We start from the raw sequence: 14393 nt of genomic DNA on the forward strand, positions 1-14393 counted from the left end.
TGTTATTTATTCGATGGTTAAGCTCCTTTCAAATTCTTGAGCAACGGCAAAATAGCCAAGGGCATAGTCGTTTGGTCGTTCCACGTTGTCAAAAATGTTGATGTTATCCAAACCTGTTATATCAAAAACATTACCACGAACCGTGGCCACAGGAGTTTCAAAAACACCACCATTATTTTCTGTTTGTTCCACCAAAAGGTCCATATAGTTGTAAAAGTCCTCAGTGGCTCCCAAAATACTTACAGAAATATCGTTGCCGGCCTGTAGGTTATCATCGTAGAAATAAGAAAATCGAAATTGTTGCCCTTGGAAAAATTGGTCATCCACAGCTTGAAAATTACCGAAATCGAAGTCAAATACATAATAATCATCTTGTTCAGGGGTGTCCGTAAACGTAACAACTACTTCTGTATCATCTTCGTTGAAAAGGGTTCCATCTCCCTGCTCCAAATTATCAATTGGAACGGTTGGGGCATAGTCTGTTCGTGCGTAGTACCGTCTTCCCTTATGGTTAAGTTGCAAAATAAAAGATACGCCAGGCTCCACTTGTGCAGTGCGGATGCGTTGGTCTGAGGTAAAGCTTAAATCTGGCACATAAATGCCACTTCCGGGTGTTTCCTCTGTTAAATTTGAAAATGCTAACCATTCAAACAGTCCATCCCTAGTGGGTACACCATAGGTAATGACCGGACTTTCGACTTGGGTAGCTGGATTATCCTCGAAAAAATTGCTGGTTTCCCGCATCGTTATTCTAACATCCACAAATTCTTGGCTTTTATCCACACGCAATAATCCCTCAACAATAAGTCTGGGCTCGGTATCAGGTAAATCTACGTCCACAACATCTTCGCATGACGTAAACATGAAAATGACCCCTATAATGATGATTATTTTTTTCATACGCTAGAATCTAAAGTTATAGGTTATGGCTGGAATGATTCCAAAAATGGAGGTTCTAATTGCCTCGTTCCTTCCGGTATCCTCATTCTCTCTAAAATTGATGGATGCCGCATTTTTTCTACTGTAAACATTGTAGATGCTGAACACCCATTCAGATTGGATTTTTTTGCGTTGGTTTCGTTTAGGGGTTAATTTGGCCGATACATCCAATCTATGGTAGTCCGGAAGTCTCTCCTTGTTTCTAAATCCGTAGTATGGTACTGTGAGCCCTTCAAACTCGAACTGGCCAATGGGATAGTTTGTGGGCTGTCCTGTCTGAAAGACAAAATTCGCATTGAAGTTCCACTTTTCATTGAGCTCAAGGTTTCCATAAATGGAAAGGTCGTGTCTTTTGTCGTACGGAGTGCTGTACCATTCGCCTTGATTGATGCCCGTTTCAAGGTCTGAGCGCCCTGTGTCTATGCCCAGGTCCCTTCCGGGGGTTCGTTGTTCCGATTTTGACCACGTATAGGCCAGCCATCCTGTGAATTGGCCTTCATTTTTCCGAATTAGAAATTCCAACCCGTACGCTCTGGCCACACCATTTAATATCACCTGCTCTATGGCATTATTGGCAATCAGGTCCGCACCATCAATATAATCAATCCTGTTTTGGATATCCTTATAAAAGCCTTCGGTCTCAAAACTAAAAGCACCATTTTTGATATTCCTAAAATAGCCCAAGGCGTATTGATCCAGCAATTGGGGTTCAGTAAAAGGACCACTAGGGGTCCACACATCCAAAGGAGTGGGTGAGCTAGTGTTCGAGAGAAGATGGAGATATTGTGCCAGTCGGGTATAACTTGCTTTAATAGAGCTTTTGCCGTTAAAGTTATACGATGCGGATACCCTGGGCTCTAGATTGAAAAACTTTTTAAGTGTGCCACTTCTCCCCGGATTTATGGTGTCAATGGGAGTAGCCTCTTTGTAAACAAGGGTAAAGGGGTCAAAGATGACGGGATTATCATTTTCATAAACGTAAAATTCATCCTGCCCTAAGCGGTTGAATTGACTGGCCCGAAGGCCGTACTCCAAACTTAAATTTTCCGATACCTGATGCTCAATATCGACATAGATGGCGTTCTCATTGGCGTATTTTTTGGTCAGTTGTTCTTCCAGAATCCCAGAATCTGGACTGTTGGGCTTTATTTTTCCGGGATTGAACACATAGTAGGTGTTGTTGAGACCGTAATTGAGTTGTAGTTTATCGTTTATATAATGTTTTAGATCATACTTTAGGTTGAAGTTTTGGATGCCCGAATCCCACTCAAACCCCACGAAATCAAGCTCTAAACCATAGTAATAATCAGAATAGATAAGAGACAGGTTTGAAAACAGCCTATCGGAAAATAAATGGTTCCACCTGAAGTTCCCCACAGCATTTCCATAGGTATTCACGAACCGATCACTGATGCTGAACAGGTCACGTCCAAAGTAACCTGAAAGAAAAATATTGTTCCGATGGTTGATTTTGTGGTTGATTTTGGCGTTCAGGTCATAGAAATACGCCTTATTATCCACGTCAAATAACGACAAAAATAGATGGGCGTAAGAAGCTCTTCCACCAACCAAAAACGCGGTTCTATCTTTCTGGATAGGCCCTTCCAACAATAATCTACTCGCAACCGCACCAATGCCCCCATTGACCTTAAAATCTTTACTATTTCCTTCCTTTTGAAATATTTCCAATACGGAAGAAACCCTTCCGCCATAGCGCGCAGGGATACCTCCTTTGAACAGCTTTACATCTTTAATGGCATCAGGATTGAAAACGGAAAAGAACCCAAACAAATGTGACGTATTAAACACAGTGGCTTCATCCAAAAGGATAAGGTTTTGGTCTACTGCTCCTCCACGAACATTGAATCCTGAAGATGCTTCTCCGGCATTGGAAACCCCTGGCAAAAGCAATAGTGACTTAATCACGTCTGCTTCTCCAAGCACCACAGGAATCTGTTTTATGGTCTGTACGGCCATGGTGTTGACGCTCATCTGCGGTTTGCGGATATCGAGCCGTTCCACATCATCGGAAACAACAACTTCCTCTAATTGTTCAGCCTCTTCAACCAGACTAAAATCACGCTTAGTATTGGAATTTAGGTTGATGGTCTCCCGCACATCCTGAAATCCCAAATAGCTTACCACTACCGTGTATTCCCCTTGTGGAAGGGTAACGGAATAGAATCCATATTCGTTGGTGGTAACGCCGGTTTTAAGCTCAGGAAATGCAATGGTAACCCCGATTAAAGTCTCATTGCTATTAGCCTCTGAAATGGTTCCGCTGAGTGTAAACTTTTGTTGCGCCTGTGCAAAAAGACTGCAAAGGAATAGGCCAAGACAAAAGACAAAATGTCTATTCGGCATTTTTTAGGTTTTCCTAAAAATACACATTAAATGTGTAGCTGGAAAAATAAAAATAGGCCGGTGCTTTTGTTTTTTATCCTATGGAATCCAAAATAGAATTAAGCGTTGCGCTGGGGCGCATGGCCTTGGAGGCCATCTCCACATTTGGTAAATAATACCCGCCAATATCCATTGGAAATCCTTGGGAATCAATCAGTTCTTGAGCTATCTTGGCTTCATTGGCAGAAAGCGCTTCGTACACTTTACCAAAAGTGGCTTTCAATTCCTCATCCTCATTTTGGGTGGCCAATTGTTCGGCCCAATAGAGCGCCAAATAGAAATGACTGCCCCTAGTGTCCAGTTCATTTACTTTTCTGGATGGGGATTTGTCGTTATCCAAGAATTTCTCGGTTGCTTTGTCCAATGCATCGGCGAGAATCAAAGCTTTTTTGTTCTTATTTTTTTCGCTGTAGAATTCCAAGGAAACCCCTAAAGCCAAAAATTCACCCAAGGAATCCCATCGCAAGTGGCCTTCTTCCAGAAACTGTTCTACGTGTTTTGGAGCTGAACCTCCAGCACCGGTTTCAAACAGACCACCGCCGTTCATCAAAGGAACAATGGAAAGCATTTTGGCACTGGTACCGACTTCCAAAATAGGGAAGAGATCAGTAAGGTAATCCCTGAGCACGTTTCCAGAAACGGAGATGGTATCTTTTCCATCTTTTAGTCGCTGAAGCGTAAACTTGGTTGCTTCAATAGGGGATAGGATTCTAATGTCCAATCCAGTTGTATCATGATCCTTTAAGTACAGATTTACTTTTTTGATCAATTCAACATCGTGGGCCCTACTTTCGTCCAACCAAAAAACAGCAGGGTCATTTGTAGCTTTTGCACGACCTACGGCTAATTTTACCCAATCTTGAACGGGTGCATCTTTAACCTGGCACATTCTCCAGATATCACCTTGCTCCACTTGGTGTTCAAGCAAAGTATCGCCAGTGGATTGACTTACAACTTTAACGACTCCACCTGCAGGAATTTCAAAAGTTTTGTCATGAGATCCGTATTCCTCAGCTTTTTGAGCCATGAGCCCCACATTGGGAACAGTTCCCATGGTGGCGGGATCAAAAGCACCGTGTTCCTTGCAGAAATCTATGGTTGCTTGGTAGATACCTGAGTAACTACTATCAGGAATGATGGCTTTGGTATCTTGAAGTTTTCCATCTTTGTCCCACATTTTCCCTGAATTCCGGATCATGGCGGGCATGGAAGCATCAATGATAATGTCACTGGGCACATGCAGGTTGGTAATTCCTTTTTCGGAATTCACCATGGCCAAATCGGGTCCATTTTCAATGGTCTTTTGAATGGCGCCTTCAATTTCTTTATGTTGATTCTCTGGTAGCTTGGCAAGTTTATCATACAAAGTCTCTAAACCATCGTTGGGATCAACACCAATCTTTTCAAAAGTCTCACCATATGTTTTGAAGAGTTCCTCAAAATACACTTTTAGGGCATGACCAAAAATGATGGGGTCAGAGACCTTCATCATAGTTGCTTTAAAATGTAGGGACAATAACAGGTGATTTTTTCTAGCATCGGTAATTTCTTTGGCGAAAAAGTCCACCAAAGCTTTTTTGCTCATAACCGTGGCATCAATAATCTCGCCCTTTTGCAAAGCAAGCTTGTCCTTCAAAATTTTGGTTGAGCCATCGGCTCCTACCAATTCAATGCGAACCTCATCTGCATTGGATAGGGTAAGGGATTTTTCATTGGCCCTAAAATCACCATGGGACATAGTAGCCACATGGGTCTTGGAATCTGACGACCATTCACCCATGGTATGTGGGTTTTTCATGGCGTAGTTTTTTATGGCCTTTGGAGCCCTTCGGTCCGAGTTGCCCTCACGGAGTACTGGATTTACAGCACTTCCCTTTATTTTGTCATACTTGGCCTTGATGGTTTTTTCTTCATCATTTTTAGGCTCATCTGGATAATCTGGAAGGTTATACCCCTTCTCTTGCAGTTCTTCTATAGCTTCTTTTAATTGTGGAATGGAAGCACTGATATTCGGCAATTTAATGATGTTGGCTTCAGGTGTCTTGGCCAATTCGCCCAAAATGGAAAGGTCATCGGAGACCTGTTGGTCGCTGTTGAGAAATTCGGGAAATACCGCTGCAATTCTACCGGCCAGGGAAATGTCCTTGGTTTCGATGGTGATGTTTGCGGTTTCGGTATAAGCTTTTACAATAGGTAGGAAGGATAATGTTGCTAAGGCGGGTGCCTCGTCTGTTTTCGTATAAAAAATTTTGGCCATTTATGTGTATTTGTTTGAGCGGTGCAAATATACGATTTATGGACGGTGTACTAATAATGAATTTTTTAAAAGTGAGGGGTAATACTTGAAGATTTTCTAAAAAACAAAAGCCATATCCATGTGCGAACATTGATATGGCTTTCTATAAAGGACTAAAAGATTTGTTTTGTGTTGCTACAAAACCGCAATCCTAAGATTGCATCTGTTGCCCTTTAGACGTTTACTCTGCACTATCCATTCGGTTTTGCAACCCAACTTTATCCTGCAAAGTGTCCTGATAATTTCCTAAATCTTATCAAAACGGGAAATTGCTCTCCCATCCGCACATAAAATTTACGAACTCTCCTTGAGACTCCGCCGAAGCGTCTTCCCAATTTGAAATTCCTTTTGTGATCAGTAGTGTTACCAATTCAAAGGGAAATTTTCAGTTTTTAAAGAACGTCAACTCTAAAACCGAAACATGGACTTGACTTTCATCATTTTCATATTTCTTCTACTAAAGTACTTTAAAGAACGAGAAAAACAAATTTTATAATCGATTAAAAATCAACAATATATGAACCGGTGTTATTAACAATTGTTCATAAAAAAAGCACCTTGGAAAAGGTGCTTTCTTGTTTTTCTTTCGGGATGTTGAATTACCCCCTAACTTCTTTGATTCGTGCCTTTTTACCGGTAAGACCTCTAAAGTAGAAGATTCTTGCTCTACGTACTTTACCTTTTTTGTTTACTTCAATTCGTTGCAATGCGGGCATGTTGATTGGGAAGATTCTTTCTACCCCAACGGTACCGGACATTTTACGAATGGTGAACGTTTCTGTGGCTCCGCTACCTCTTCTTTGGATTACAACTCCTTTAAAGAACTGGGTACGGGTCTTTTCACCTTCCTTAATTTCATAGTACACAGTGATGGTGTCTCCTGATGAAAATTTTGGAAATTCTTTTTTTGGAACAAATTCGTCTTCAACAAATTTTATTAGGGATTCCATGGTTTAATTTTTAATGTTTAGCAAGACCAACTTTCACGTATCTCGTCAGAGGTTGATTTTGAGATTGCAAAAGTAATGCAATATTTAGAAATAGCAAGGTGTTTTTTGTTTTTTGAACACCTTAATCTTTGTGAGGTTATTTTTTTACCTGCTTCGCAGCGAATAATAACAATCCAATGGCAAAGAGAACGTAGGGCAGAGGGTTTAAAATACTACCCAAGGCATTAGCTTTTACAATTGATTCAGGTCCGGTTTGTGCAGAGAACGTGGTCAAAAGTAAAGTGCCCAGGGAGAATATAATGGACAGCACACTACCTAGGAACATGAGTATTGTGCCCCAGTTCCGTTGTTTCGCAAGTAGGATTCCACTGGCCAATACAACAATAAGTTTTGCCAAAGAGGTCAAACCACCTCCAATCATATAGTACGCTTCGTAGTTTTCCATTGAATTTATTTTAAAAGGTCAGGTCTTCGTTTTTGGGTTCGTTCCAAGGCTTGCTCCTCGCGCCATTTTTCAATTTTTGGGAAGTCGCCACTCAACAAAATTTTTGGAACTTCCATTCCTTTGTATTCCGAAGGGCGGGTATATACGGGCGGCGCCAATAAATTATCTTGAAAGGTATCGGTAAGTGCAGAAGTTTCGTCATTCAAAACCCCAGGAAGTAATCTGATTACGGCATCGCACAAAACAGCAGCGGCCAATTCGCCTCCAGATAGTACATAATCCCCAATAGAAATCTCACGGGTCACATGCATATCCCGCACCCTTTGGTCCACACCTTTATAGTGTCCGCACAAAATAATAAGGTTTTCTTTCAGGGAAATTTGATTCGCTATACCTTGGTTGAGGGTTTCACCATCCGGGGTCATATAAATGACTTCGTCATAGTTCCTTTCAGACTTCAGTTGAGAAATACACTTATCAATGGGCTCTATCATCATTACCATGCCGGCACCGCCGCCAAATTGGTAATCGTCCACCTGTTTATAGTTACCTGAGGTGTAATCCCTAAGGTTGTGCAGATGCACTTCAACCAAATCCTTTTCAATGGCTCGCTTTAAGATAGAAGCCTCAAATGGACTGGTCAAAAGTTCGGGCAGTACTGTGATGATGTCTATCCGCATGGGTGTTGATGAAAAATGCTTAGGCTTTTGAATTTTTCCAAAAGTAGTGAATGTAGTCGGTATCTTTTTTCCAATCCAAACGCTCGTATAATTTTTGTGCGGGATTGTCCAATGCGGTTTCCAAAGCCAACCCCTTAAAATCCATTTCTTGACAGTGCAATTTAGCCTGATTCAACAATGCCTCCCCGACACCTTTCTTCCTAAATTTTGGGGAAACGTATAGGTCATTCAGAATATAAGAAGGCTGAAGGGATACGGATGAAAAGGTCTTGTATAATTGGGTAAATCCTGCGGGCTCTCCATTTTCCAGGGCAATGAAAATTACCGTTTCATTTTGTGAAAACCGCTCCTTTAAAAAATTCTGGGCGGCATTTAGGTCCGAAGTCTGCCCATAGAACACTCGGTACGCATCAAAAAGGGGCACAATGTGCTCTAAGTCTGAAAGGGTTGCCTTTTTGATGGTCATTGAGTCTGAATTTTAAAAGGCTCCCTTTCGGAAGCCTTGACTTATTTTTTCTGCTTGTTCAATTCGTCCTGTAGCTGACGGCTTATTTTTTGCTCACGTTCTAAAGCCCGTCGCCTGTGCTGTTCATAATCCTGTTCTAGATCAGCCAAGGCTGTTTTCGCCTGTTGGGTCAAGAAATTACTGTTCCTAAATCGATAAATAAAGAACAACAAGAACAACAAAAGCGCAAAAATAATAGACCACAAAATAAAGTTATAGGTTCCTTTACTGATCAAGGCTCCAAAAAAGGAAATACTGTCCTTTTCTTCGGTAACGGTATTCAATTTATTGGTGGTATCCTGCAATTTGGCATTGAGGTCCTCTATTTCAGCTTTGTTCGCCGTAATGGTCGCAGAAAGATCTTTTATGGATTCATAGGCCGTATTTATGGTATCAAAGATGTTGCTCTTTACTTCGTTTAGACTTGCGAGTCGTATTACCTCGTAGGGAACACCATTTCCAGATCTGTAATTGGTGGACTTCCGTTCCATGTCCTCAAACTGACCTTTTATGGTCATGTCCTGGTTTTCGTCGTTTTCCTCTTGTGCAAGGGATGAAAAGAAAGGTGCAAGTAGGGCTAATGCAATGAAAATTCGTAAATGCTTCATAGTCAATATATTCTCGTAAATAATTTAGATTAAGGGTAAGGCGAAATTACACCAATAAACCTAAAATCAAAAGAAAAACCCATTTACTGGACTTGTGTTCCCGCTTTTCCCAAATCTTTAGTAATACGTATAACGCCTAACCTTGGCAATATATTTCGCCAATCGGATGACTTGATGGGAATAACCATACTCATTATCATACCATATATATAGCACCACACTTTTTCCATCTGCCGAAACAATAGTGGCCTTACTGTCATAAATAGATGGAGCAGAGGTGCCCACAATGTCTGTGGAAACCAGCTCATTGCTCAGCGAATATTTTATCTGTTCCACTAAATCACCTTCCAAGGCATATTTCTTTAATATGGTATTGATACTTTCTTTAGAGGTCTTGTTCTTTACTTCCAAATGCAGAATGGCGAGTGAACCATTGGGTACAGGTACCCGAATGGCATTGGAGGTCAGTTTTCCCTTCAGTGAGGGCAAAGCCTTGGCCACGGCTGTCCCAGCCCCGGTTTCTGTTACCACCATGTTCAAGGCAGCGGCACGCCCCCTTCTGTATTTCTTGTGCATGTTGTCCACCAAATTTTGGTCATTGGTGTAGGCGTGGATAGTCTCCAAATGCCCTTTTTTTATACCGAGGGAATCCTCAATAACCTTTAGAATAGGAGTAATGGCATTTGTTGTACATGAAGCGGCAGAATAGATTTTGGTCTTATCTGGATCAAATTCAGTATGATTGACACCGTGCACAATATTGGGAATTTCTTTTCCTGGAGCGGTAAGCAACACCTTACTGGCGCCTTTGGATTCCAAATGTCTGGAAAGTGCTTCTTTATCTCTAAACGCACCGGTATTGTCAATAACCAAGGCACTATAGATTCCATATTTGGAATAATCAATGTCCTCTGGTTTATCGGCGCTGATAAATTTCACAGTGGTACCGTTTATGATCAAGGCTTGGTTTTTGGCATCCACATCCACAGTTCCCATAAATTGGCCATGGACAGAATCCGTTTTTAATAGCGCTGCTCGTTTTTCCAAGACTTCTTGGTTCAATTCTCCTCTGACTACCACCGCACGGAGTCGCAATTGACTTCCTCGCCCGGTCTTGGCCATGAGTTCCCGGGCCACCAACCGACCTATTCGCCCAAAACCATAAAGCACTACGTCTTTGGGTTTTATTTCCTTGGTTTGCTGGGCATCCTTCAGCTTATCCACAACAAAGGCCTTTACGTTAAGGTGATTGTTGTCGTCTGAATGGTATTCATAGGTGAGTTTGCCAATATCCAACTTGGCAGGGGGCAGGTTGATGTCATTTATGGCTCGTAAAATTTCAACGGAATCAAAAATGGAAATGGGCTTTTGCACAAATTCACCAGCGTATTCGTGTAGGTTGATGATGTCGCTGACATTTTTATCGATAATCTGGTTTTTAAAGAGGACCACTTCAATGGCTTTGTCGTACCAGAGATCACTGATAATTTTGATGAATTCGGTGGTTGCCTTTCGTCTATCTGCCTGAAAGGCAAGCTCTTTTTCATAGGATTTAATGTCTCCCATAGTTGTTTGTTTGAATTTGTTTAGTTGTTGCAGGGGCTAAATTAGCTATTTTCAAACGTTTTCGTAAAAGAAATGAGGTACAAAAAAAGCACCATTTTACAGGTGCTTTTAAGTGTGTTTTTGTCACTTTTATTAGAAAATCATGTGCTCTTTTTCACCATTTTCATTGATCATGGTAAAGCTGGTTCTGCCGTATTGAGAAACTTTTCCAAACTCTTTCTCGGCATCTTCAATATTATCCACATCAGTATCATTTACCTTAATGATGACCTTGTTGCGTAAATCATATCGACTGTAGCGTTCTGGAACATCAATAATCTTCACACCATTTGAAACTCCAAACTTTTTCTTGTCCTCTTTGGAAAGGTTCTTTACCAAGAATCCTGTAGCGGGCAGAAGAACTGTATTTTGCTTTTTAAGGGTCACATTTTTGGTAATGTTTTCACCATCCCTATCTATGATTACCTTAACAACATCGCCAGGTCTTTTGGAGGAAAGATAGCCTGACAATTCGGAAAATTTGTGAACCGTAATATTATCCACTTGCTTAATGATATCGCCTTTCTGCAGATTTGCATCAGCAGCACCGGATTCCTCGGTCACGTCAGATACATACACCCCTTCCAAGTCATCAACGCCCAACTCGTTGGCCACATCGGGATTAAGGTCGCCTCCTCTGATACCCAAAAGTCCTTTTTGAACATTCCCATATTCCATAATGTCCTCTACCACTTTTTTAGCAGTATTGCTGGGTACGGCAAAAGCATACCCCACATAAGAACCGGTTTGAGAAGTTATTGCAGTATTGATTCCAATCAAGTCTCCATTGGTATTGACCAAGGCTCCGCCGCTATTGCCTGGATTTACGGCGGCATCAGTCTGAATAAAGGATTGACTTCTACCCAAAGATCGTGCCTTGGCACTCACAATTCCTGCTGTAACGGTTGAGGTTAGGTTAAACGGGTTTCCAACGGCCAGTACCCATTCCCCGATTTTGGCATGGTCTGAATCTCCGAAAGCCAAGTACGGAAGGGCATCTTCAGCATCAATTTTCAACAAAGCGATATCGGATTCGGAATCCGCTCCGATGACCTCAGCATCGTAGGTTTTGTTATTATTTAAGGTAACCTGTAATTGACTCGAGTTGACAATTACGTGGTTATTGGTCACAATATAACCGTCAGGGGAGATGATTACTCCAGACCCAGAGCCCACTTGAGGGGTTTGCTGGCGTTCAAATCCGTAGAAAAAATCGGAAAGGCTGCTTGAGCCTTTGCTGATGGTGAGGTTTTTTACGTGGACCACTGAATTTACCGTTTTTTCGGCGGCTAGGGTAAAATCAACCTCGTTGATGCCTGCACCTCTGGCAGAGGTAGGCAGATTACTTGTGGTCAGGAATGGACTTTCCTGTTCAAAGGTCACCACTTTATAGTTGTCTTTTTCAAAAAATAATTTGTAGGACCCCAGTGTAATTGCGCCTGCAAATACGGAGACTAGGAGCAAACTGGCTATTTTCTTCATAATTCTGTATATTTTTAACATTTCGGTTCAACAAAATTAAAGGAATTCATTTTTTCACTTTGTCGGTTTAACTCCCTTTTAACTGCAAAAATTTCCTTAAAGAATATGCTATTTTTGTTCCTTTGTAGGGATTATGAAATTGCAGTTTTTTAAATATCAAGGAACAGGGAACGATTTTGTCATCATCGACAATCGCCAAGATATATTTCCCAAAAACAACACCAAACTTGTGGCGCAATTATGCGACAGACGATTTGGAATAGGCGCGGATGGTTTGATTTTGTTGGAGAATGACAAAACTTCCGATTTTAAGATGGTCTACTACAATGCGGATGGAGGCGAAAGCTCCATGTGTGGCAACGGGGGTAGATGTTTGGTGGCCTTTGCGCATTACTTGAGGTTGATAGAAAATAAAACCACTTTTAATGCTGTGGATGGATTGCATGAAGCCACGATTGATGGCGATTTGGTCAACTTGAAGATGGTGGATGTGGATGAAATCCGCGAAAAAGCAGCCTATACTTTTTTGGATACAGGGTCTCCACACCATGTGCAATTGGTTGAAGGATTGCAAAAGTTTGACGTTCACAGGGAAGGTGCAAAATTGCGCTATGGGCTGTACGGAAAAGCGGGAAGTAACATTAACTTTGTAGAGCAACAGAATGTAGATACGTTTCAAGTGCGTACCTATGAAAGAGGTGTAGAGGATGAGACGTATTCTTGCGGGACCGGAGTTACGGCGGTGGCCATAGCCATGCATAAATCTGGAAAAACCCAATCCAATACCGTAAAAATCAGCACCCCTGGAGGGGATTTGTCCATCAGTTTTGAACAAAACAATGGGCATTACACCAATATTTATTTAAAAGGACCAGCCATTCAGGTCTATAAAGGAGAGATAGCATGTTGAACCTAAAAGGAAAACAGGTGTATCTAAGGGCCTTGGAGCCCACTGACTTGGAATTTCTTTACCAATTGGAAAACGATACGTCCATTTGGGAGATCAGTGGCACCCTAAAACCCTATTCCAAAAAGGTACTTAAACTGTATTTGGAGAATGCGCATCGGGATATCTATGAGGTAAAACAATTGCGTTTGTGCATTTGCAATTCAGACGATACTTGTATCGGCTTGATTGATTTATTCGATTTTGACCCCAAACACGGAAGGGCTGGAATGGGCATTGTCATTGCCAATTCTGAGAATCGAAATAAAGGAGTGGGGGCAGAGGCCATGCAACTTTTATGCAATTATGCGTTCTCTACTTTGAATCTACATCAACTCTTCGCCAATATTCTGGAAGAAAATAAGGCCAGTATCCATTTGTTTGAAAAAATGGGCTTTGAAAAAATTGGGGTGAAGAAAGAATGGATTCGGACCAGCAAAGGATTCAAGAATGAAATCATGTTTCAAAAGATAAATGCAAATGAATCTTAGAAAAGTACTTTGGGCAACCGCTATTTTGGGGCTTTTGATCTGTGGGTTCATTGCCTATCAAATTTACAGCGCCATTTTCAGCCCCAACACTCAGTTTAATAATGAGGAGGCATATGTCTTTATCGCATCCGATGCCACTTTTTCTGAGGTGAAAGAATACTTGGAGCCTTTGTTGAAAGATTTATCCACTTTTGAAGCCGTGGCCCAACGGAAGGGATATATCACCAACATAAAGGCGGGAAAATATGCGCTTAAAAAAGGGATGAACAACAATGAGATTATCAATACCCTACGTAGTGCAAACCTACCGGTGAACGTATCTTTTAATAATCAAGAATCGTTGGCATTATTGGCGGGCCGTATATCAGAACAGATAGAAGCCGATAGTCTATCGTTGCTTCAAGCTTTCAATGATCCTGGGTTTTTGAACGAAACCAATTTTGATGAGGACACGAAATTGGGCATGTATTTGCCTAATACCTATGAATTCTTCTGGAATACCGATGCAGAATCTTTTAGGGATCGTATGTTGCAAGAATATGAAAGATATTGGAACGAGGAGCGGGTGCAAAAAGCAAAAGATTTGAATTTGACCCCTGCTCAAGTGATAGCTTTGGCCGCTGTGGTACAAAAAGAAACCGCAAAGGTAGATGAACGTCCCCGTGTGGCTGGAGTGTACCTTAATAGAATACGAAAGGGGATTTTGTTGCAGGCAGACCCCACGGTAATTTTCGCCATCAAAAAGCAAACAGGCAATTACGATACCATCATTAAACGGGTTTTGTACCGTGATTTGGAGATGGATTCGCCCTACAACACCTATAAATATGCAGGTGTTCCACCAGGGCCCATCACCATGCCGGATATTTCATCCATAGAGGCAGTTTTGAACCCCGAAAAACACGATTACCTCTATTTTGTTGCGAATGTCTCCAACTATGGCTACCACATGTTTGCCAAGACCTTGGCGCAGCACAACCGAAATAAAGCGCAGTATATCCAATGGCTCAATGCGCAAAAAGTGCTCAGATAATGCTTTTTGC

13 protein-coding genes are annotated in these 14393 nt (G+C 41.6%); 3 read left to right on the top strand and 10 right to left on the bottom strand.

All coding sequences use genetic code 11. The features are described 5' to 3' along the window. Positions 1-6: 6 nt before the first annotated feature. From J0X14_RS09225 to J0X14_RS09270, 10 genes are all read right to left on the bottom strand, one after another. On the bottom strand, positions 7-900 hold the full coding sequence (locus J0X14_RS09225) for a DUF4249 family protein (RefSeq protein WP_207097457.1): 894 nt from the start codon (positions 898-900) through the stop codon (positions 7-9). Positions 901-903: 3 nt separating this feature from the next. Then, positions 904-3303 (bottom strand): TonB-dependent receptor, encoded by a 2400-nt coding sequence (locus J0X14_RS09230; protein ID WP_207097458.1) that lies wholly within the window; start codon positions 3301-3303, stop codon positions 904-906. A gap of 73 nt (positions 3304-3376) precedes the next feature. Further along, positions 3377-5599 (bottom strand): NADP-dependent isocitrate dehydrogenase, encoded by a 2223-nt coding sequence (locus tag J0X14_RS09235; protein WP_207097459.1) that lies wholly within the window; start codon positions 5597-5599, stop codon positions 3377-3379. A 638-nt stretch (positions 5600-6237) separates the two neighbouring features. Then, a complete protein-coding gene (gene rplS / locus J0X14_RS09240) occupies positions 6238-6588 on the bottom strand; it encodes a 50S ribosomal protein L19 (RefSeq protein ID WP_207097460.1) in 351 nt (116 codons plus the stop codon). A 136-nt stretch (positions 6589-6724) separates the two neighbouring features. Further along, a complete protein-coding gene (locus tag J0X14_RS09245) occupies positions 6725-7033 on the bottom strand; it encodes a hypothetical protein (protein WP_207097461.1) in 309 nt (102 codons plus the stop codon). A gap of 5 nt (positions 7034-7038) precedes the next feature. Beyond that, positions 7039-7713: a tRNA (guanosine(37)-N1)-methyltransferase TrmD gene (trmD, locus tag J0X14_RS09250; RefSeq protein WP_207097462.1), complete on the bottom strand. Its 675-nt coding sequence runs from the start codon at positions 7711-7713 to the stop codon at positions 7039-7041. A gap of 19 nt (positions 7714-7732) precedes the next feature. Further along, positions 7733-8179, bottom strand: a complete 447-nt coding sequence (locus J0X14_RS09255; RefSeq protein ID WP_207097463.1) for a GNAT family N-acetyltransferase — start codon at positions 8177-8179, stop codon at positions 7733-7735. Between the two features lie 41 nt (positions 8180-8220). Next, on the bottom strand, positions 8221-8826 hold the full coding sequence (locus tag J0X14_RS09260; protein ID WP_207097464.1) for a tRNA (guanine-N1)-methyltransferase: 606 nt from the start codon (positions 8824-8826) through the stop codon (positions 8221-8223). A 117-nt stretch (positions 8827-8943) separates the two neighbouring features. Beyond that, on the bottom strand, positions 8944-10392 hold the full coding sequence (locus tag J0X14_RS09265; protein WP_207097465.1) for a glyceraldehyde-3-phosphate dehydrogenase: 1449 nt from the start codon (positions 10390-10392) through the stop codon (positions 8944-8946). Positions 10393-10524: 132 nt separating this feature from the next. Next, positions 10525-11913 carry a S1C family serine protease gene (locus J0X14_RS09270; RefSeq protein ID WP_207097466.1) on the bottom strand — a complete coding sequence of 463 codons (1389 nt, stop codon included), beginning with the start codon at positions 11911-11913 and terminating at the stop codon, positions 10525-10527. 133 nt (positions 11914-12046) lie between these two features. On the opposite strand from J0X14_RS09270, the gene dapF reads away from it, so the two are divergent. From dapF to mltG, 3 genes are read left to right on the top strand one after another with little or no spacing between them, the layout of a single operon-like run. Next, on the top strand, positions 12047-12823 hold the full coding sequence (gene dapF / locus J0X14_RS09275) for a diaminopimelate epimerase (RefSeq protein WP_207097467.1): 777 nt from the start codon (positions 12047-12049) through the stop codon (positions 12821-12823). Next, a complete protein-coding gene (locus J0X14_RS09280; RefSeq protein WP_207097468.1) occupies positions 12817-13350 on the top strand; it encodes a GNAT family N-acetyltransferase in 534 nt (177 codons plus the stop codon). The genes dapF and J0X14_RS09280 overlap by 7 nt, the downstream gene beginning before the upstream one ends. Continuing rightward, complete coding sequence (gene mltG / locus J0X14_RS09285; RefSeq protein ID WP_207097469.1) at positions 13340-14383, top strand: endolytic transglycosylase MltG; 1044 nt, start codon at positions 13340-13342, stop codon at positions 14381-14383. The genes J0X14_RS09280 and mltG overlap by 11 nt, the downstream gene beginning before the upstream one ends. The last annotated feature ends 10 nt before the right edge of the window (positions 14384-14393 follow it).

Source organism: Allomuricauda sp. CAU 1633, from assembly GCF_017313225.1.
In the GTDB taxonomy this organism is placed as follows: domain Bacteria; phylum Bacteroidota; class Bacteroidia; order Flavobacteriales; family Flavobacteriaceae; genus Flagellimonas.

Coding starts and splice junctions, on each gene's coding strand:
- J0X14_RS09225 (WP_207097457.1), bottom strand. CDS start 900: ATGAAAAAAATAATCATCATTATAGGGGTCATTTTCATGTTTACGTCA.
- J0X14_RS09230 (WP_207097458.1), bottom strand. CDS start 3,303: ATGCCGAATAGACATTTTGTCTTTTGTCTTGGCCTATTCCTTTGCAGT.
- J0X14_RS09235 (WP_207097459.1), bottom strand. CDS start 5,599: ATGGCCAAAATTTTTTATACGAAAACAGACGAGGCACCCGCCTTAGCA.
- rplS (WP_207097460.1), bottom strand. CDS start 6,588: ATGGAATCCCTAATAAAATTTGTTGAAGACGAATTTGTTCCAAAAAAA.
- J0X14_RS09245 (WP_207097461.1), bottom strand. CDS start 7,033: ATGGAAAACTACGAAGCGTACTATATGATTGGAGGTGGTTTGACCTCT.
- trmD (WP_207097462.1), bottom strand. CDS start 7,713: ATGCGGATAGACATCATCACAGTACTGCCCGAACTTTTGACCAGTCCA.
- J0X14_RS09255 (WP_207097463.1), bottom strand. CDS start 8,179: ATGACCATCAAAAAGGCAACCCTTTCAGACTTAGAGCACATTGTGCCC.
- J0X14_RS09260 (WP_207097464.1), bottom strand. CDS start 8,826: ATGAAGCATTTACGAATTTTCATTGCATTAGCCCTACTTGCACCTTTC.
- J0X14_RS09265 (WP_207097465.1), bottom strand. CDS start 10,392: ATGGGAGACATTAAATCCTATGAAAAAGAGCTTGCCTTTCAGGCAGAT.
- J0X14_RS09270 (WP_207097466.1), bottom strand. CDS start 11,913: ATGAAGAAAATAGCCAGTTTGCTCCTAGTCTCCGTATTTGCAGGCGCA.
- dapF (WP_207097467.1), top strand. CDS start 12,047: ATGAAATTGCAGTTTTTTAAATATCAAGGAACAGGGAACGATTTTGTC.
- J0X14_RS09280 (WP_207097468.1), top strand. CDS start 12,817: ATGTTGAACCTAAAAGGAAAACAGGTGTATCTAAGGGCCTTGGAGCCC.
- mltG (WP_207097469.1), top strand. CDS start 13,340: ATGAATCTTAGAAAAGTACTTTGGGCAACCGCTATTTTGGGGCTTTTG.